Here is a 19,009-nt window from a genome sequence, read left to right on the forward strand (position 1 = left end):
CGCTCCTCACCATGAGGTCTGGCGTGACCGTTCCCGGCAGGCGACCTGCTCGCCCGCCTCTCGCCTTACTGCCCCACCGCCTCCAGCACGTCCTCGAAGGTCTTGAGGCCGCGCGACGGGGCGTTGACCATCACGGCCATGTTGCCGGGCTTGTGCTGGTTCTGCCACATCATGTGATGGGCGAGCGGGATCTCCGCCCACGGAAAAACCTCGCTCATGCACGGGTCGATGCGGTGGTCGAGGACGAACTTGTTCGCGGCCGAGGCCTGCTTCAAGTGGGCGAAGTGCGAGCCCTGGATGCGCTTCTGGCGCATCCACACATAGCGGGCGTCGAACGTGATGTTGAAGCCCGAGGTGCCGGCGCAGAACACCACCATGCCGCCGCGCTTCACCACCAGGCAGGAGACCGGGAAGGTCGCCTCGCCGGGGTGCTCGAACACGATGTCGACGTCCTTCTTGCCGGTGAGGTCCCAGATCGCCTTGCCGAATTTTCGCGCTTCCTTGGTCCAGGTCTCGTATTCTGGCGTGTTGACCTGGGGCATCTGGCCCCAGCACTTGAAGTCCTTGCGGTTGATCACGCCCTTGGCGCCGAGGTCGAGCACGTATTGGCGCTTGGTCTCGTCCGAGATGACGCCGATGGCGTTGGCGCCGGCGGCCGCGCAGATTTGTACGCCGAACACGCCGAGCCCGCCCGAGGCGCCCCACACCAGGACGTTGTCGCTCGGCTTGAGGATGTGCGGCGCGTGGCCGAACAGCATGCGGTAGGCGGTGGCCAGCGTCAGCGTGTAGCAGGCCGATTCCTCCCAGGTGAGGTGGACTGGTTTCTGCAGGAGCTGGCGCGACTGCACGCGGCAGAACTGGGCGAAGGAGCCGTCCGGCGTCTCGTAGCCCCAGATCTTCTGCGAGGGCGACAGCATCGGGTCGCCGCCGTTACACTCCTCGTCCTCGCCGTCGTCCTGATTGCAGTGGACGATGACCTCGTCGCCGACCTTCCAGCGGTGCACCTTGCTGCCGACCGCCCAGACGATGCCGGAGGCGTCTGATCCTGCAATGTGATACGGGTTCTTGTGGCCGTCGAGCGGCGAGATCGGCTGGCCGAGCGCCGCCCAGACGCCGTTGTAGTTGATGCCGCCGGCCATCACGTGGACCAGCACGTCCTCGTCGCCGAGCTCCCAGGTCGGCACCACCTCGATCTGCATGGCCTCCTGGGGCGGGCCGTGGCGCTCCTTGCGGATCGCCCAGGCATACATCTTGGCCGGGACATGGCCGAGCGGCGGGATTTCGCCGATCTCGTACAGGTCCTTGGGCTCGGTCGACGAGCTGAGCTTTGTCACGGCCGACATGGGACGTCCTCCGCCGGAAAAATTATTGTCCGCCCGTAATTCAGGCGAGTGTGCATCACCGAATATCGCGTCGCAATAACTACCATGGTCACAAGGCCGTTCGGAGCCCTTAAGGCTTCGTCAATTCGGAGGGGGGAAAGCTCGCGCCGGGGTGCCGCGAGCCCCCGGTCACCACTGGATTCGACCATGGCCGCGCCGGCCCCGTCTGCCTGTTCCGCGACCGGCCCTGGGCCCGGGGCCGCCGCCGGCCCGCCCGGGATCGACGCGGTGCGGCTCGCCTGCTTCGCCCTCCTGGTCGCCAACCTCAGCTACATGGTGATCGTCCTGATGTCGGGAGACTGGATCGTCGATGCCGCGGGACGCCCGGTTCACACCGACTTCGTGATGGTCTACGCCGCCGGCAAGCTGGCGCTCGCCGGCGATCCGGCCGCCGCCTGGGACTGGACCGCGCACCGCGCCGCCGAGGACGCGGCTCTGGGCCGCGCCGTGCCGGCCTATTACGGCTGGCACTATCCGCCGCCCTTCCTGATGGTCGCGGCGGCGCTGGCGACGCTGCCCTATTGGGCGGCCTTCGTGACCTGGATGGCCGTGACCCTGCCGCTCTATGCCGCAGCGGTGCGCGGCATCGTCGGCGATCGCCTCGGCTGGCTCGTCGCCGGCGGCTTCCCGGTGGTCGTGCCCAACCTGGTGCCGGGCCAGAACGGCTTCCTCACGGCCTCGCTGATCGGCGGCACGCTCCTGTTCCTCGAGCGCCACCCGGTCGCGGCGGGCGTCTGCCTCGGGCTCCTGACCTACAAGCCGCAATACGGCGTGCTGTTTCCGCTCGTGCTCGCGGTCGCCGGCCGGTGGACCGTGATGATCGCGGCGGCCGGGACGGCGCTCGCCCTCGGCGCCGTGACCTGGCTGGTGTTCGGCAGCGCCCCGTGGGCCGCCTTCCTGCACTGGCTGCCGCTGACCTCGGACGCGCTGCTGTCCGGGACGAATGCCGAATTCTACAAGTTCCAGAGCCTGTTCGCGCTGGTGCGCGTGGCCGGCGGCGGCGCCGGCCTCGCCTGGACGCTGCAGCTTCTCCTCGCCGGCGCGACCGCCCTCGGCCTCGGCCTGATGTGGCGCAGCCGTCGCGTCTCTTTCGACATGAAGGCGGCGGCGCTGGCCGCCGGCGTGCTGCTCGCCACGCCCTACGTTTATTTGTACGACCTCGCGATCCTGGCGGTCGCGCTCGCCTTCCTGCTGCGCGGCGCGCTGTCGACAGGCTTTCTACTCGGCGAGCGGGCCGGCCTCGCCGCGATCGCGCTCGCCTTCGTGGTGCTGCCGGTCGCCGGCGTGCCGGTCGGCACCGCGACGACCCTGCTGGCCCTGTTCCTGATCGTCCGCCGGGCGCTGGTCCTCGCGTCCGAGCCCGCCCCGGTGGCGTCTGCGGCCTGACCCTTCGGCCTGATCCTCCAGCTCGATCCTGGCGGTCCGCCGAAATGCCGCAGAATTTCTCCGCAGGACCGGGCTGACAGTGCCACAACGCCGGGTTATGCTTCCTCTCGCAGTGCAATAAGACTGACGCGGAGGCTCTCCTCCGGACCAGGACGAACGATGGGCTTGTCCTTGCTGGTGTGGCTGATCGTCGGGGCGCTCGCCGGCTGGCTGGCCGGCAAGCTGGTCCACGGCGTCGGCTTCGGTCTCGTCGGGAACATCGCGGTGGGCATCGTCGGCGCCGCCATTGCCGGCTGGCTGCTTCCGCGGCTCGGCATTGTCTGGGGCGGCGGATTTTTAAGCGCCGTGTTCCACGCCGTCATCGGCGCCGTCATTCTGCTGGTCCTGGTCGGCCTGATCCGTCGCTAGAGCATGATCCCGAAACCTGGGAACCGGTTTTCGGGCCAGATCACGCTCGACGCGAAAAGATAAGGCGTGCGCAGGCGATACGCATCCGCGGATCCCGCGAGGATCCGCGCGGTGCGACGACATTTCGACAGTAAAAAACTCTTTTGCAGGGAACGTCCTCGATGCGCGACAAGCCGTGGATCATCCGGACCTATGCGGGCCACTCGACCGCTCGGGAGTCGAACGCCCTCTATCGCAAGAACCTCGCCAAGGGGCAGACCGGCCTGTCGGTCGCCTTCGACCTGCCGACCCAGACGGGCTACGACTCCGACCATGCGCTCGCCCGCGGCGAGGTCGGCAAGGTGGGCGTGGCGGTCTCGCATATCGGCGACATGCGGACCCTGTTCGGCGGCATTCCGCTCGACGCGATGAACACCTCGCTGACCATCAATGCGACGGCGGCCTGGCTCTTGGCCCTCTACGTGGCGGTGGCGGACGAGCAAGGGGTGCCGCGCTCGAAGCTCGCGGGCACCACCCAGAACGACATCATCAAGGAGTATCTGTCGCGCGGCACCTATGTGTTCCCGCCGGCGCCGTCGATGCGGCTGATCAGGGACGTGATCCTGTTCACGACCCGCGAGATGCCGAAGTGGAACCCGATGAACGTCTGCTCCTACCACCTGCAGGAGGCGGGCGCGACGCCCGTCCAGGAGCTCGCTTTCGCGCTCGCCACCGGGGTCGCCGTGCTCGACGCCGTCAAGGCGGCCGGCGAGATCGACGATTTCGGCGAGGTGGTCGGGCACATCTCGTTCTTCGTCAACGCCGGCATGCGGTTCATCACCGAGATCTGCAAGATGCGGGCGTTCTGCGAGCTGTGGGACGAGATCACCCGCGATCGCTACGGCGTCACCGACCCGAAGCAGCGGCTGTTCCGTTACGGCGTGCAGGTCAACTCGCTCGGCCTCACCGAGCAGCAGCCCGAGAACAACGTCTACCGCATCTTCCTGCAGATGCTGGCCGTGACGCTGTCGAAGTCGGCACGCGCCCGCGCCGTGCAGCTTCCGGCCTGGAACGAGGCGCTCGGCCTGCCGACGCCGTGGGACCAGCAGTGGTCGCTGCGCGCCCAGCAGATTCTTGCTTATGAGAGCGATCTCCTGGAGTACGGCGACATTTTTGCCGGCTCCACCGAGGTGGCGAAGAAGGTCGAGGAGCTGAAAGCCGAAGCGCGTGACGAGCTGCGCCGCATTCTCGAGATGGGCGGCGCCGTGGCGGCGGTCGACACCGGCTATCTGAAGGGCCAGCTCGTCGAGAGCAACTCGCGCCGGCTGGAGCAGATCGAGGCGGGCGAGCAGGTGGTGGTCGGCGTCAACAAGTTCGTCGAGACCGAACGGTCGCCGCTGCCGACCGGCGAAGGCTCGATCATCACCATCCCGCCCGAGATCGAGGCCGAGCAGGTCGCCAACCTGAAACTTTGGCGCGAAGCCCGCGATTCTGCCGCCGTCGCCGAGGCGCTGGCCGAGCTGCGCCGCGCGGCGCGCGAGGGCAAGAACATCATGCCGGCGTCGATCGCCTGCGCCAAGGCGGGCGTCACCACGGGCGAATGGGGATTTGTCCTGCGCGAGGGCTTTGGCGAGTACCGGGCACCGACCGGCGTCTCGCACGCGGCCCGTAACGATGCCAGGAACATCGACGATCTGCGCGCCGAGGTCGACCGCGTGTCGCGAAAGCTCGGGCGGCGCATCAAGTTCCTGGTCGGCAAGCCGGGCCTCGACGGCCACTCCAACGGCGCCGAGCAGGTGGCGGTGCGGGCCCGCGACGCCGGCATGGACGTGGTCTACGAGGGCATCCGCTTCACGCCGGCCGATATCGCGACGGCAGCGCGCGAGAAGGACGTGCACGTGGTCGGCCTGTCGATCCTGTCGGGCTCGCACATGCCGCTGGTCGCCGAGGTTCTTGCAAAGCTGCGCGAGGCCGGCGCGGCGCATGTGCCCGTGGTGGTCGGCGGCATCATCCCGCCCGACGACGCCAAGGCGCTGTTGGCGTCCGGCGTCGCCGCCGTCTACACGCCCAAGGACTTCGAGCTCAACCGCATCATGACCGACGTGGTGCGGATCGTGGAGGAAGCCGCCTCCGACAAGGCGGCGTGATACCGAATCCGGGCGATTCCTCGTCATCGTCCTCCCCCTGCAAAGGAGGGGGCATGGTCGCGGATCGGGCACCCCGGGCGCGGGGGACGCAGGCTCGATAGCGCCGGCCGAGCGTGGATGTCGTGCCAGGGCGGAGACCCGGCGATCGGCCGGACGCGCTCACGTCCGGCGCAGGAACCGCGGGTCCGCCTGAGCCTGGAGGAAGGCGGCGAAGCGCCGCTTGAGCCACGGCATTTGCCAGCGCAAGGCCATGCCGGCCTTTCGTTTCATCGTGAACATGGTCGAGAAATCGAGGGCGGTCTTGGCATTCTCGATCGTCAGCACGAAAGGCGGATGGCCGGCGCGGACCAGAATGTAGCTCATCACCAGGGCGCCGGTCCGGTGATTGCCCTCGATGAACAGCTCCGGTTCGCTCAGGATGCGGATATAGACGCCGGCGGCGCGCATCCAGGCCGACTCGGCGGCATGCAGGGCGTGCCACTCGATGATGTCGCGGATGCCGCCTTCCGCATTGTCGTAGAAATGGCGTTCGGTCGCGGCGAGATGCTGCCTGGCCTCCGACCGCACCCGTTCGTCCGGCCCGCACAGAACGAGCGCGTTGAGCTCGAGAAACGTGCGGAGCTGTCCGAGCGAGAAGAGGTCGATCCCGCGTCCGATCAGGTCGTCGACCAAGGCGTAACCGCTCACCATGGCGTCGACGGTGACACGCTCCAGCGGATCACGTGGGCTGCCGAGAGCCGAATTGACCCGCGGAAACTGCTCCGCGAGGTCGCGGAGCGACGCTTCGATCGCGCCGAGGTCGAGCGCCGTCCCGCCGCGCCCCGGCCGCGGGGGCGGAGCGGACCCTGCCTCGATCGACATCTGGCTCGGGATCTGGCGTTGCACCTGGTCAATACGCGATGGCTTGAAGCGCCTCGCGACCGAGAGCGATCACGTCGGCCGAGAGCGGAATATAGCCCAGCTCGGCGCCGTATTGTTGGCCTTCCGACAGCCCCCAGGCGACAAGATCGTGGACGGCCTGGCCCCTCGCGGGATCGGGATGCCGCCGGAAGAGAAACAGCCAGCTATAGGAGACGATGGGATAGGCACCGGCGGCCGTCGGGTCGACCACCGAGCGGTCCAGCTCGCTCACCTGCACCACCCGGGCCGACAGCGCGAGTTGCGCCGCGGCTTCGCTCGGGGTGACGAAAGCGCCGGACTTGTTCTCCAGCGCCGCCATCGGCAGGCCGAGGCGCTTGGCGAAGCCGAACTCGACATAGCCGATGGCGCCCTCGCTGACCTTGATGCGCGCCGCCACGCCCTCGTTGCCGGCGGCGAGCATGGTCTTTCCCGGCCATCCGACGAGCTTGCCGACGCCAAGGCCTTGCGTGCCCCACGACGGGTGGGCGGCCGCGAGGTGGCGCGTGAACGCTGCCGTCGTGCCGCTGGAATCCAGCCGGGCCACCACGGCGATGTCGCGTGCCGGAAGGCGAATGCCCGGATTGGCCGCGACGATGCGGGGATCGTTCCAGCGCTGGATGGTTCCGGCGAAAATGCCGACATAGACGTCGCGCGGCAACTTGATCTCGCCCGTCACGCCGGGGATGTTGTAGGCGAGCACGATCATTCCGGCCGTGGCGGGCACGGTCGCCGCACCGCGGCCGACCTTCGCCGCGTCGGCGGCGTTCAAGACCTCGTCGCTGGCGGCGAAATCGACGGACTCGGCGAGAAGCCGCTTCACCCCTTCGCCCGATCCGACGGCCTCGTAGGCGATCGACACCTTGGGGTGGGAAGCCTGATAGATCGAGATCCACTTCTTGTAGAGCGGAGCCGGGAAGGTGGCGCCGGCGCCGCGCAGCGATACCGGGGCGGCCGGTCCGGCGCCCTGCGCCCAGCTCGCCGCGACAGGAAAACCGATCGACAACGCGACCGCCGCGATCATCCATCGCGCAGCATGCCCGACGCTCATAGCTTCCGCTCCGGTGATGTCAGCTGAACTTGCCGCCGATGTAGTCTTTGGTCAGCTCTTCCCGTGGAGCCTGGAAGATCTGGTCGGTCGGTCCCATCTCCACCAGGTAGCCGGTCCGCCCGCCGTTCGAGATGTCGACCCCGAAGAAGGCGGTGATGTCGGCGACGCGGGTCGCCTGCTGCATGTTGTGGGTCACCAGCGCGATCGTGTAGTCCTGCTTGAGCTCGAGCATGAGCTCCTCGATCCGTCGCGTTGCGATCGGATCGAGGGCCGAGCACGGCTCGTCCATCAGGAGAACCGTCGGCTCGGTCGCCACCGCGCGGGCGATGCAGAGGCGCTGCTGCTGGCCGCCCGACAGGGACAGTCCGCTCGCCTTGAGCTTGTCCTTCACCTCGTCCCACAAAGCCGCCCGGCGCAGCGCGTGCTCGACGCGTCCATCGATGTCGCCCTTGAAGCGGTTGAGCCGCAGGCCGAAGGCGACGTTGTCGTAGATGCTCATCGCGAACGGGTTCGGCTGCTGGAACACCATCCCGATGTAGCGGCGCACGACGACGGGATCGACGGTCTTGGCGTAGATGTCCTGGCCGAGAAAATGGACGTCGCCCTCGAGGCTGAATCCCTCGATGAGGTCGTTCATCCGGTTGAGGCTACGAAGAACCGTGCTCTTGCCGCAGCCGGAGGGTCCGATGAACCCGGTGATGCCGCCCTTGCGGATCTGCACCCGGCTGTTGCGAACGGCCAGAAACGACCCGTACATGATCTTTCTGACGTTGCAGTCGATCGCAATGTCGGGATCGACCGAGCTGGCGGCGGCTCGAATGTCCGCGATCGGGGCACGCTCGACGGCGACGGCTTGAGCAGCGGTCATGGATAACCTCCTAGTACTTCGGTCGACCGAACAGGCGGCTCAACAAATTGAACACGAGAACGATGAGAACGAGCACCAAAGACGCCGCCCAGGCGAGCTGGATCTGGTTCTCGAACGGCATGCTGGAGAAGTTGTAGATCAGGATCGACAGCGAGGCTGTCGGCTCGCTCAGCCGGCTCAGCCAGTAGTTGCTGAACAGCGCCGTGAAAAGCAGCGGGGCGGATTCGCCGGCGACGCGCGCGACGCCGAGCATGACGCCGGTGAGAATTCCGGGCAGCGCGGTCGGCAGGGCGATCTTCCAGATCATCTGGGTTCGCGTGCAGCCCATCCCGAGCGCCGCGTCCTTCATCTTTCGAGGCACCATCTTCAGGGCCTCCTCGGCGGTGAGGACCACGGTCGGCAGCATCAGGATCGAGAGCGCCACACCGCCCGCCATCGCCGAGTAGGTCCCCATCGCGAGCACCAGCACCGCATAGACGAAGACGCCGGCGAGGATGGACGGGAAGCCGGTGAGCACCTTCGCCAGGAACCGTGCCGAGCGGCCGAGCCCGTTGGTCGGTCCGAGCTCGGAGAGATAGACGGCCGCCAGCACGCCGACCGGGATGCTGAACGCGGCGGCGATCGCCACCATGACCAGCGTTCCGACGATGGCGTTGCCGAATCCTCCGCCGAGCTCGAAGCCCGCCGGGGGGAGATCGGTGAACAGCTCGAGCGACAGCCGCGATCCGCCCTCCGTGATCAGCATGTAGAGAACGGAGACGAGCGGGATGCTGGCGAGCAGGGCGACAGTCCAGGCGCCGACCGTGAGCAGCACATTGCTCACGGCCCGTCCGTCGGACCACGAATGGGTGAGCTCCGGCGCGTCGGCCGACGCGATCTGGCTCTCGGAGGGAACGCTGAAGGTCATGCTTTGCCCGAGATTCTGCGCTGGGTGATGGTGAGCAGGCCGATGCCGGCCACGTTCACGACGAGAGTGATGAAGAGCAGCACGAGCGCCGCATACATCAGGGCTTCCACCTCGACCGGTCCGGCTTCGGGGAAATGCGAGGCGAGCAGCGCCGCAAGCGTCTCGGCCGGAGCGAACAGCGACAAGGTGACCTGATTGGAGTTGCCGATCAGCATGGCGAGCGCCATCGTCTCGCCGAGGGCGCGCCCGAAGCCGAGCACCATGGCGCTGAAGATGCCGCCGGCGGCGGTCGGCACCATCACCTTGAGAATGACCTCCCAGCGCGTCGCCCCCATTCCGAACGCTGCCTCCTTGGTCCGGTAGGGGACCGAGTTGAGGGCGTCCTGCGAGATCGCGGCGACGGTCGGAAGCACCATGATGGCCAGCACGATGGCGGCCGGGAGCAGGCCGGGACCGCTGAGCGAGGTGCCGAAGAACGGAATGAACCCGAGTTGCTCGTGCAGCCAGTTGGCCGCCGGCCGGATGGCCGGGATGACCACGAAAATTCCCCACAGGCCGAACACGACGCTGGGGATCGCGGCCAGCATGTCGATGACGAGGCGGAACACGAAGGCGACGCGCGTAGGCAGGAAGCCCTGGGTGAGGAAGATGGCGACCGTCACGCCGAAGAACCCGCCGATCAGCAGGGCGAGAAACGAGCTGTAGAGGGTTCCCCAGATGCCGGGAAGGATCCCGAACCGCTTCTCCTGGACGTTCCAGGTCGACGTGGTGAGAAAGTCGAGATGGTAGTCCCGTATGGCGGGCAGAGCCTGCCCGCCGATCTTCCACGCGATGTAGCCGACCAGGACGAGCAGGAGACCGGCCGCCAGCAGGGCGAGCAGACGAAACAACCGGTCGACGATGTGCTCGACACCGGATGGCGCTTGGCTAACCGCGTCGGCGGAGGCGGCGAGAGCGAAGGGTTGATTTGACATCGAGCTGTCCGAGGTCGGCCGAAGGCGTCGTCGTGGCGATGGGGCGTGGCGATGGATCGTGGACGGTCGTCAGCCGGTCACTTGATCTCGGCGGCCGCCGCCTTGATGCGGTCGATGACGGGCGGCGGCAGCGGGATGTAGCCCATGCTGTCGGCGATGGCCTGGCCCTTGGTCACGCTGTAGTCGACGAGCTGGCGCAGCACCGCCGCCTTCTTGGCGTCCTGCTTCTTGTAGAACAGCAGCCAGGTGAAGGTGGCGATCGGGTAGGCCTCGGCGCCTTCCGGATCCTCGATCCAGCCGCGCAGATCGGGCCCGAGCGTGGCGGCCGCGAGCGTCGCGGCGCCCGACTTGGCGCTCGGCTCGACATACTGGCCGGACTTGTTCTGCAGCGCCGCCGTGGTGGTCTTGGTCAGCTTGGCGTAGCCATACTCGATATAGCCGATCGCTCCAGGCGTCTGCTTGACGGTCGCGGTGACGCCGTCGTTCTTGGGCGCGCCGACGATCTTGTCGCTCTTCGGCCACTCCACCGTGGTGCCGGATCCGACCTGCTTGGCGAACTCGGGGCTGATGGCGGAGAGATGCTTGGTGAACACGAAGGTCGTGCCGCTCGAGTCGGAGCGGCGGACCACCGTGATCGGCAGGTCCGGCAGCTTCAGGTCCGGGTTGGCGGCGGCGATGCGGGGATCGTTCCAGCGCGTCACCTTGCCGAGGAAGATGTCCGGATAGACGTCGCGGGGCAGCTTCAGGCCGGTCGGATTGCCCGGGAGATTGTAGGCGATCACGATCTCACCGGCCGTGATCGGAATGAGCACGGCACCGCCGTCGACCTTGGCGAGCTCCGCATCCGTCATGGCCGCGTCGCTGGCCGCGAAATCGACCGTGCGATTGATGAAATCCTGGATGCCGGCGCCGCTGCCCTTGGCCTGGTAGTCGACGATGACGCCGGGGGTCTCCTTGGAGAACTGCTTGAACCACGCCGAATAGATCGGGAACGGAAAGCTCGCCCCCGATCCGATCAGCCGATCCTGTGCCATCGCCGCGTCTTGCCCGGTCGATGCGACAAGTGCGAGCATCGACACGACGGCGGCCACGAGCGGCGCCCGAAAAATGCGCGTCATCACCGATATGTCCTTTGTCATTGAAGAGCATTTTGAACGGGGCGCGGGGTGTTGCGAGACCAGCAGCACGCCCCTCTCGAGCTCAGTGCGACATGGCTCCACATTCCATCCGGCGGCCAAGTCGTCCGCACGCATACCGCCCATTGACTACGCCGCCGATCAGCACAGACCCAGGGGGTTAACTTCTGCGAAAGACATGACAGTCGCGTGACAGGCTTTCGGCGCGCTCGCGATCATGTGAGGTGTGGTAGCGGCTCGGCTTCACTTTTAAGCCTTCGGAAAGCGCCGCCCGGCTAGGCTCCAGGCCACGACCGTACCGCCGGCCGAGGGATCCCGAACACATGAGCGCGTCCGACGCCGTCCGGGTCGGAACTGCCGAAACGGTGGCGCCGCGCCGGCTGGTCGCCACCGTCGCCCTGGCGCTGGCGCTCGGCTATGCGGTGCTGCTCGCCGGCAGCGTGCTGCAGGGCCTTTGGCTGGTCGACCCCGACGGCCGGCCGATCGTCAACGACTTCGCCGCCCTGTGGTCGGCCGGGCGGCTGGCGCTCGACGGCACGCCGGCACTGGCCTGGGACGCCGCCGCCGCCAAGGACGTGGTGGTCGCCGCCACCGGCCGGCCGTTCCCCGACCACTATCCGATGTTCTATCCGCCGACCTTCCTGCTGCTGGCCGCCCCCTTCGCGCTGCTCCCGCTGGTGCCGGCCATGCTGGCCTTCATCGCCGTGACGGCACCCCTCTACGTCCTGACCATCCGGGCGATCGTCGGCGGGTGGGCCGGCGTGCTGGTGGCGCTGGGCTTTCCGGCGGCGCTGTGGAACGTCACGGCGACCCAGAACGGCTTTCTCACCACGGCGCTGCTCGGCGGCGCCCTGGCGGCGCTGCCGCGCCGGCCGATCCTGGCCGGCTGCCTGTTCGGCCTGCTGACCTACAAGCCGCAGTTCGGCCTGCTGATCCCGCTGGTGCTGGTGATCGGCGGCCACTGGCGCACGTTCGGGGCCGCGGCCGTGGCGGCGGCGGCGCTCGCCGCCGCCTCGTGGATCGCCTTCGGCACGGCGCCCTGGCTCGCCTTCGTCGAGGCCATGCCGGCCGCCCGGGAAACCTTCCTGGTGCTCGGGCTGGGCAACTGGTGGAAGCTGCAGAGCGTGTTCGGGCTGGCACGGGCGCTCGGCGGCAGCGAGGCGCTCGCCTGGACGATCCATGCGGGCGTCGGTCTCGCCGTCGCCGTCGGCGTCTGCCTGCTGTGGCGCAGCCGCGCGCCCTATGGCCTGAAGGCGGCGGCGCTCGCGACGGCGGCGTTGCTCATCACCCCTTACGTCTACATCTACGACATGACGCTGCTGGCCGTGCCGGTGGCCTTCCTGCTGCGGCTCGGCCTCGACGACGGCTTTCTGGCCGACGAGCCGGCCGGCTTCGCCGTCGTGGTGGCCTTCCTGCTCGCCTATCCGTTCTGTCCGGTGCAGTTCGGGCTCGCCGCCGCCCTGATGGTCGCCCTGATGATCGCCCGCCGGGCCATCGTGCAGGGGGATTGGACTCAGCTCCGCCGCGGCACCGCGCGCAGCGCCCGAGCGAGCATCCGCGGGCTGATCGGCTTCTGCAGATAGCCCGTCATCCCGGCGGCGCGGGCCTGCGCCTCGTGGGTCTTGGTCGCCTGGCCGGACAGGCCGATCACCGGCACGGTGCCGGCCTCGCCCGGCAGGGCGCGCAGCCGGCGGGTCGCCTCGAAGCCGTCGAAGCCGTTGAGCACCACGTCCATCAGCACGAGGTCGTAGGCGGCGCGGCCGAGCGCCTCGATGGCCGCCTCGCCGCTGTCGACGAAGTCGGTCGTGTGGCCGAGCTCGCCCAGCACGGTGCGCATGATGATGCGGCCATAGGAGTTGTCCTCGACGCACAGGATGCGCAAGGCCGCCGCGGGCGGCGCATCGCCCGTCTCGACGTCTGGCACGCCGCCCGCGGCGGAGCCGTCCTCGGTCGCCGCCGTGGAAGCCGGCGCCGCCGCGAGCGTCACCACCAGGCGGAACGTGCTGCCCTGGCCGGGCGTGCTCGTCACCGTCACGTCGCCGCCCATGGCGCGAGCGAGGCGCTTGACATAGGCGAGGCCGAGCCCCGAGCCGCCGAACCTCTCGGCCACCCGGTCGCTGCCCTGCGAGAACGGCCGGAACAGGCGCCGGATTTCCGACTTGGTGAGGCCGATCCCGCTGTCCACGACGGCGAAGCTCACCTGATGCGTCTCGCCGGCCGGCTCGAGGTCGACGGCGAGGCGAACGCTGCCCGCGGAGGTGAACTTCACGGCATTGTCGAGCAGGTTCTCGATCGCGGCCCGCAGTCGAACCTGGTCGCCGGTGACGATGGCGGGCAGGTCGGAGGCAACCGTCGCCGTAAAGCCGATGCCCTTGGCCTCGGCGCGGGCGGCGGCCGAGACGGCGGCATCCTCGGCGAGGCGCCTGAGGTCGAACGGCTCGCGCCGCAGCACCAGGCCGCGCTCGCCGGCCCGGGCCCCGTCGACGATCAGCGAGGTGAGGGCGGTCAGGTGCTCGGCCGAGCTTTTCAGCGCCTCGACCCAGCCGCGCTCGCGGGCCCCGAGCGGCGTCATCGCCAACAGCTCGCTGATCGCGAGAATCCCGGTCAGCGGCGTGCGGATATCGTGGGCCAGCGCCGCCAGCAACCGCTCGAAGCTGCGGCCTGCGGCGATGTGCCGGGACGCCGACACGGAGGCGCCTCGCGGCCGGGCTGCGGACCGGCCGGTACGCTTGCGTTTCGATCGACCGGAACCGGTTTTGACCACGCGTTCGTGAACTCCGTTGCGGAGTGATTGCACCAACGAAACGTCGCCGCCCGCATCGGGCGCCGGCGCCTGTCGCCGGGGCGAGCGACCGCGGCCATCCGGCCGGGGTCGTCTTTGCCCGTCTTCTTATTCGGTCTATGCTCCGGATGAAACCGTCATATTGGCATTGCGGGACGATCCCGGCCGGCGCGAGGACCAGAATGGGCAAGCCGCTCGAGTTCGCCACCCTGCTCGGCATGAATCCGCTGTTTTCCGGCCTCGATCCGGACGCGATCGCGGCCATTGCGCGGCTGTGCCAGCTTCGCAAGCTGCCGGCCGGCCAGACCCTGTTCCAGAAGGGCGATCCCGGCGACGCGCTCTATGGTGTGCGGCGCGGCCAGATCCGCATCGAGACCGGCACCGCGACCGGCGAGCGCATGACCATCGAGGTGTTCGGTCCCGGCGATCTGTTCGGCGAGATCGCCGTGCTGGACGGCCGCTCGCGCACCGCGGATGCGGTCGCCCAGGAGGACAGCGAGCTGTTCGTGCTGCCGCGGGCCGAGTTTCTGGCCATGCTGGAACGCGAACCCCGGCTGGCGATCCGCATCATCGAGCTTCTGTGCGGCCGCCTGCGCTCGACCAACGAACGCACCGAGGAGATGATGTTCCAGCCGCTGCCGGTGCGGCTCGCCCGCCGGCTGGAGGCGCTCGCCGCCGATTTCGGTTCTGATCTGCAGATCACCCAGGACGAGCTCGCCGGCCTGGTCGGGGTCACCCGCGAAAGCGTCAACCGTCAGCTCCAGGAGTGGCGGGCGAGCGGCATCGTCACGCTCGGCCGCGGCCGCATCCAGGTCGACGTCGCCCGGCTTGCCGGCGAAACCCGGAAGGCATAACATTGACAAAAATTGCATCCCCATTTTGGTTTTGTATTTCACGCGTGTCTTTTCGGCCGGCCATGTTGGTCCTCCCCTTGCCGCGCCAGCTCGCCGCGGCGTCCGATATCGCGATGGAATGGGCTTCACCCGCATGAAACCTCTTGTGATCACGAGGTGGGCGGTCGCGGCGGCATCGCTGTGCGCGGCGGCCTGCACGACGCTCGTCACGACGGTCCTCACGATCTCGCCGCTCGTCTCGCCGACGGCGGCCCAGGCCGCCGACAAGGCGTCGCCCGCGGCGGCGCCGGGCGTCGTCGTCATCGTCACCAAGGCCGAGACGGCCTGCTTCTCGAGCGCCGTCCGGGTCAACGGGCTGCTGATGGCGCGCTCCGAGGCGATGGTGATCCCCGAGGTCGACACCGGCTTCAAGGTGAACCAGGTGCTGGCCCGCGAGGGCGACCGCGTCAGCGCCGGCCAGTCGCTCGCCCGCCTGACCCGCGCCGACGGCGTCGCCGTCACGGTGCGGGCGCCCGTCAACGGCGTGGTGATCAAGAGCAACGCGACGCTCGGTGCGCTCGCCTCGGCGAAGTCGCCCGATCCTCTGTTCCGCATCGCCGTCGACGGCGAGATCGAGCTGATGGCCGAGGTTCCGAGCATCTATCTGCCGAAGCTCTCGGCCGGCCAGACCGCCCGGGTGGAGCTCGAGGAGGGTCGCGAGATTCCCGGCCGCGTGCGGCTGGTGCCCTCCGAGATCAACCCGGTGAGCCAGCTCGGCCAGGTCCGCGTCTCGATCGAGAACGACCCGTCGCTGCGGGTCGGTACCTTCGCGCGCGCCGTCATCGACGCGGCGCGAAGCTGCGGCGTCTCGGTGCCGCGCTCCGCCGTGCATTTCCGCACCGAGGGCGCCACCGTGCAGGTGGTGCGCAACAAGACCGTCGAGACCCGCACCGTGCAGGTCGGCCTCGTCTCGGAGAGCGGCGCGGAAATCCGCGACGGCATCAAGGAAGGCGAGGTCGTGATCGCCAATGCCGGCGGCTCGCTGCGCAACGGCGAGAAGGTCCGCCCGATGGCTCGCGACGAGACCACTGGACAGCTCGAGGAGCGGTGACGTGAACATCTCCGCATGGTCGATCCGGAAGCCACTGCCCTCCATCGTCTTCTCGATCATCATCGTCATGCTCGGGTGGTACAGCTTCATCAAGCTGCCGATCACCCGGCTGCCGAGCGTCGACGTGCCGATCGTCTCGGTGGTGGTCGCCCAGTTCGGCGCCTCCCCGGCCGAGCTCGAGGCGCAGGTCACCAAGACGATCGAGGACGCCTGCGCCGCGATCGTCGGCATCAACCACATCGATTCCAACATCAGTGACGGCCTCTCCGTCACCACCATCACGTTCAGCCTGGACGCCGATCCCGACCGCGCCCTCAACGACGTCAAGGACGCCATCACCAGGGTGCGCTCCAGCCTGCCGAGCAGCATCACCGAGCCGCTGGTCCAGCGCCAGGAGGTGATTCCGTTCCCGATCATGACCTACGCGGCGCTCGCCCCCGGGCGGACGCCCGAGCAGCTCTCCTGGTTTGTCGACGACGTGGTGAAGCGGAACCTGCAGGGCCTCAAGGGGGTCGCCAAGTTCGAGCGCATCGGTGGCGCCGACCGCGAGATCCTGGTGTCGCTCGATCCCGACCGCCTGCAGGCCGTGGGCCTCACGGCCGCCGGCATCAGCGAGCAGCTCCTCAAGAACAACGCCGACGTCGCCGGCGGACGCGCCGAGATCGGCGGCCGCGATCAGGCGATCCGCACCATCGCCGGGGCGACCACCATCGAGGCGCTGGCGGGCACCACCTTCAGCCTGCTCGCAGGCGGCGAGGTCCGGCTCGACGATCTCGGCGTCGTCACCGACACGGTGGTCGATCCGCGCACCTTCGCCCGACTGAACGGCGACCCGGTGGTCGCCTTCGCGGTGTATCGTGCCAAGGGCGCCAGCGACGTGCGCGTCTCCGACGCGGTGGCGACCGAGATCGGCAAGATCAAGGAGGCCTTTCCCGACGTCGACGTCAAGCTGATCGACAGTTCGGTCGACTTCACCCGCGCCAACTACGAGAACGCGATGCAGACCCTGATCGAGGGCGCATTGCTCACCATCGTGGTGGTGTTCCTGTTCCTGCGCGACTGGCGCGCCACCACCATCGCCGCCATCGCGCTGCCGCTGTCCGTCTTCCCGGCCTTCTGGGTGATGGACATGCTCGGCTTCTCGCTCAACCTGGTGACGCTGCTCGCCATCACGCTGAGCACGGGCATCCTGGTCGACGATGCGATCGTCGAGATCGAGAACATCGAACGCCACATCCAGATGGGCAAGTCGCCCTACGAGGCGTCGATCGAGGCGGCCGACGAGATCGGCCTCGCCGTCATCGCCATCAGCTTCGCCATCGTGGCGATGTTCCTGCCGGCCAGCTTCATGCCGGGCATCGCCGGGCAGTTCTTCAAGCAGTTCGGCATCACGGTGTCGGTGCAGGTGCTGTTCTCGCTGGTGGTGGCGCGTCTCGTCACGCCGATGCTGGCGGCCTATTTCCTGCGGCCGAAGGCGCACAACGAGAAGCCGCCCGGGCCGGTGATGCGGCTCTACACGAGCGTGCTCGAATCGTCCGTGCGCATGCGCTACGTCACGGTGCTGATCGGGCTCGCCATCTTCGGCGCGTCGATCTGGGGCCTGACCCTGCTGCCCTCGGGCTTCCTGCCGCAGCAGGACGTGGCGCGCTCGATGCTCGCCATCGAGCTGCCGCCCGGCACCCAGCTTTCCGAGACCCAGACCGTCACCGGGCGCATCGTCGACATCCTCAAGCAGCGCCCCGAGGTCCGCAGCGTCTTCGTCGACGGCGGCCGCATTCCGCCCAAGGTCACCGAGGTCAACACCGCGGCGCTGATCATCAACTACGTTCCGCGGAAGGAACGCAAGGTCACCCAGTCGCAGCTCGAGCGCGAGATCAGCCGCGATCTCGCCGACGTGCCTGACGTGCGCTACTGGTTCCTCGACGAGAACGGCCAGCGCGTCATCTCGCGGATCGTCACCGGGCTGGACGGCGCCACCGTCGCCAACGTGGCGGCCGAGCTCGCCAACCAGATGCGTCGCCTCACCTCGATCTCCAACGTGGTGTCGACGGCGGCCCTCGACCGTCCCGAGCTGCGCATCATCCCGCGCAAGGCACTGGCGACCAGGCTCTACGTCAACACCGAGACGCTCGCCGCCACGGTCCGGGTCGCCACTATCGGCGACGTCGGCCCCAGGCTCGCCAAGTTCAATGTCGGCGACCGCCTCGTTCCGATCCGGGTCGTGATCGAGGATACCGGCCGGGCCGACCGGCAGGTGCTGGAGCAGCTCCGGGTGCCGACGCTGCGCGGCACCACGGTGCCGCTCCTGGCCATCGCCGACATCCAGCTCGCCCAGGGGCCGGCCGTGATCTCGCGGCACGACCGCGAGCGGCAGGTCCGGATCGAGGCCGATCTGGTCGGCCACACGCCGCAGAGCAAGGCCGAGAAGGAGATCGACGGCCTGCCGGTGATCCAGCATCTGCCCAAGGGCGTGCGGCTGCAGCCCTCCGCCGATTCCGAGGCCAAGAAGGAGCTGCTCGACGGGTTCCCGCCCGTGATGGCGAAGGGCATGGTGACGGTCTATGCCGTGCTGGTGCTGCTGTTCCATTCGTTCCTGCAGCCCATCACCATCCTGTTCTCGCTGCCGCTGTCGATCGGCGGCGCCGTCATCGCGCTCCTCCTCACCGGCAATCAGCTCGACCTTCCGGTGTCGATCGGCCTGTTGATGCTGATGGGCATCGTCACCAAGAACGCCATCATGCTGGTCGACTTCGCCATCGAGTCGATGGCCAAGGGGATGGACCGCACCGCCGCCATCATCGACGCCGGGCAAAAACGCTCGCGACCGATCATCATGACGACGCTCGCCATGGTGGCCGGCATGGTGCCGGCGGCGCTGGCGCTCGGCGCCGGCGGCGAGTTCCGCTCGCCGATGGCGATCGCGGTGATCGGCGGCCTGGTCGTCTCGACCATGCTGTCGCTGTTGTTCGTGCCGGCGGTGTTCACCGTGATGGACGATGTCGGGCGCGGCTTCGATTGGATATTCGGCCGCTTCGTCACCGGGCACGCGACCCATGGCGGGCACGACGGCGGCCACGACGGTGGCCCGTCCGAGCCGCCGCACGGCGGCGACCACGCGCCGCCGCCGAAGGCCGACAAGGCCCCCGAG

At 68.3% G+C, this 19,009-nt stretch carries 15 protein-coding genes; 7 read left to right on the forward strand and 8 right to left on the reverse strand.

The annotated features are described in order from the left end of the window. Nucleotides 1-65 precede the first annotated feature (65 nt). The gene (gene ccrA / locus HXX10_RS24585) at nucleotides 66-1,343 is read right to left on the reverse strand and encodes a crotonyl-CoA carboxylase/reductase (protein WP_296525911.1); all 1,278 of its coding nucleotides are present in this window, start codon (nucleotides 1,341-1,343) and stop codon (nucleotides 66-68) included. Between the two features lie 186 nt (nucleotides 1,344-1,529). On the opposite strand from ccrA, the gene HXX10_RS24590 reads away from it, so the two are divergent. The 3 genes from HXX10_RS24590 (at nucleotide 1,530) to HXX10_RS24600 (ending at nucleotide 5,302) form a co-directional block, all read left to right on the forward strand. After that, nucleotides 1,530-2,768, forward strand: a complete 1,239-nt coding sequence (locus HXX10_RS24590; RefSeq protein WP_296525912.1) for a glycosyltransferase family 87 protein — start codon at nucleotides 1,530-1,532, stop codon at nucleotides 2,766-2,768. A gap of 159 nt (nucleotides 2,769-2,927) precedes the next feature. Continuing rightward, the gene (locus tag HXX10_RS24595; protein ID WP_296525913.1) at nucleotides 2,928-3,176 is read left to right on the forward strand and encodes a GlsB/YeaQ/YmgE family stress response membrane protein; all 249 of its coding nucleotides are present in this window, start codon (nucleotides 2,928-2,930) and stop codon (nucleotides 3,174-3,176) included. A gap of 161 nt (nucleotides 3,177-3,337) precedes the next feature. Next, nucleotides 3,338-5,302, forward strand: a complete 1,965-nt coding sequence (locus tag HXX10_RS24600) for a protein meaA (protein ID WP_296525914.1) — start codon at nucleotides 3,338-3,340, stop codon at nucleotides 5,300-5,302. 159 nt (nucleotides 5,303-5,461) lie between these two features. On the opposite strand, the gene HXX10_RS24605 is transcribed toward HXX10_RS24600, so the two are convergent. From HXX10_RS24605 to pstS (HXX10_RS24630), 6 genes are all read right to left on the reverse strand, one after another. Continuing rightward, the gene (locus HXX10_RS24605; RefSeq protein WP_296525915.1) at nucleotides 5,462-6,163 is read right to left on the reverse strand and encodes a hypothetical protein; all 702 of its coding nucleotides are present in this window, start codon (nucleotides 6,161-6,163) and stop codon (nucleotides 5,462-5,464) included. A 28-nt stretch (nucleotides 6,164-6,191) separates the two neighbouring features. Next, nucleotides 6,192-7,250 (reverse strand): phosphate ABC transporter substrate-binding protein PstS, encoded by a 1,059-nt coding sequence (pstS, locus tag HXX10_RS24610; protein WP_296525916.1) that lies wholly within the window; start codon nucleotides 7,248-7,250, stop codon nucleotides 6,192-6,194. A 19-nt stretch (nucleotides 7,251-7,269) separates the two neighbouring features. Next, nucleotides 7,270-8,118: a phosphate ABC transporter ATP-binding protein PstB gene (gene pstB, locus HXX10_RS24615; protein ID WP_296525917.1), complete on the reverse strand. Its 849-nt coding sequence runs from the start codon at nucleotides 8,116-8,118 to the stop codon at nucleotides 7,270-7,272. 10 nt (nucleotides 8,119-8,128) lie between these two features. After that, entirely contained in the window at nucleotides 8,129-9,025 is an 897-nt protein-coding gene (pstA, locus tag HXX10_RS24620; protein ID WP_296525918.1) for a phosphate ABC transporter permease PstA, read from the reverse strand. Next, entirely contained in the window at nucleotides 9,022-9,999 is a 978-nt protein-coding gene (gene pstC / locus HXX10_RS24625; RefSeq protein WP_296525919.1) for a phosphate ABC transporter permease subunit PstC, read from the reverse strand. Before pstC ends, pstA begins: the two co-directional genes overlap by 4 nt. A 77-nt stretch (nucleotides 10,000-10,076) precedes the next feature. Further along, nucleotides 10,077-11,117: a phosphate ABC transporter substrate-binding protein PstS gene (pstS, locus tag HXX10_RS24630; RefSeq protein WP_296525920.1), complete on the reverse strand. Its 1,041-nt coding sequence runs from the start codon at nucleotides 11,115-11,117 to the stop codon at nucleotides 10,077-10,079. Between the two features lie 341 nt (nucleotides 11,118-11,458). Here pstS (HXX10_RS24630) and HXX10_RS24635 point away from each other — a divergent pair, with 341 nt between their 5' ends. After that, entirely contained in the window at nucleotides 11,459-12,718 is a 1,260-nt protein-coding gene (locus HXX10_RS24635) for a glycosyltransferase family 87 protein (protein ID WP_296525921.1), read from the forward strand. Here HXX10_RS24635 and HXX10_RS24640 read toward each other — a convergent pair. After that, complete coding sequence (locus tag HXX10_RS24640) at nucleotides 12,649-13,824, reverse strand: ATP-binding protein (protein ID WP_296525922.1); 1,176 nt, start codon at nucleotides 13,822-13,824, stop codon at nucleotides 12,649-12,651. The two genes, HXX10_RS24635 and HXX10_RS24640, sit on opposite strands and share 70 nt — an antisense overlap. 275 nt (nucleotides 13,825-14,099) lie before the next feature. Here HXX10_RS24640 and HXX10_RS24645 point away from each other — a divergent pair, with 275 nt between their 5' ends. The 3 genes from HXX10_RS24645 to HXX10_RS24655 all read left to right on the forward strand — a co-directional run. After that, nucleotides 14,100-14,771: a Crp/Fnr family transcriptional regulator gene (locus HXX10_RS24645; RefSeq protein ID WP_296525923.1), complete on the forward strand. Its 672-nt coding sequence runs from the start codon at nucleotides 14,100-14,102 to the stop codon at nucleotides 14,769-14,771. Nucleotides 14,772-14,904: 133 nt separating this feature from the next. Beyond that, nucleotides 14,905-15,861, forward strand: coding sequence for an efflux RND transporter periplasmic adaptor subunit (locus HXX10_RS24650; RefSeq protein WP_296525924.1), 957 nt, complete (start codon nucleotides 14,905-14,907; stop codon nucleotides 15,859-15,861). Nucleotide 15,862: 1 nt separating this feature from the next. Then, nucleotides 15,863-19,009, forward strand: a 3,147-nt coding sequence (locus HXX10_RS24655; RefSeq protein ID WP_296525925.1) for an efflux RND transporter permease subunit, incomplete at its 3' end; no start/stop codon positions are given.

It is taken from the genome of Rhodoplanes sp. (assembly GCF_013377085.1).
In the GTDB taxonomy this organism is placed as follows: Bacteria; Pseudomonadota; Alphaproteobacteria; order Rhizobiales; family Xanthobacteraceae; genus Rhodoplanes.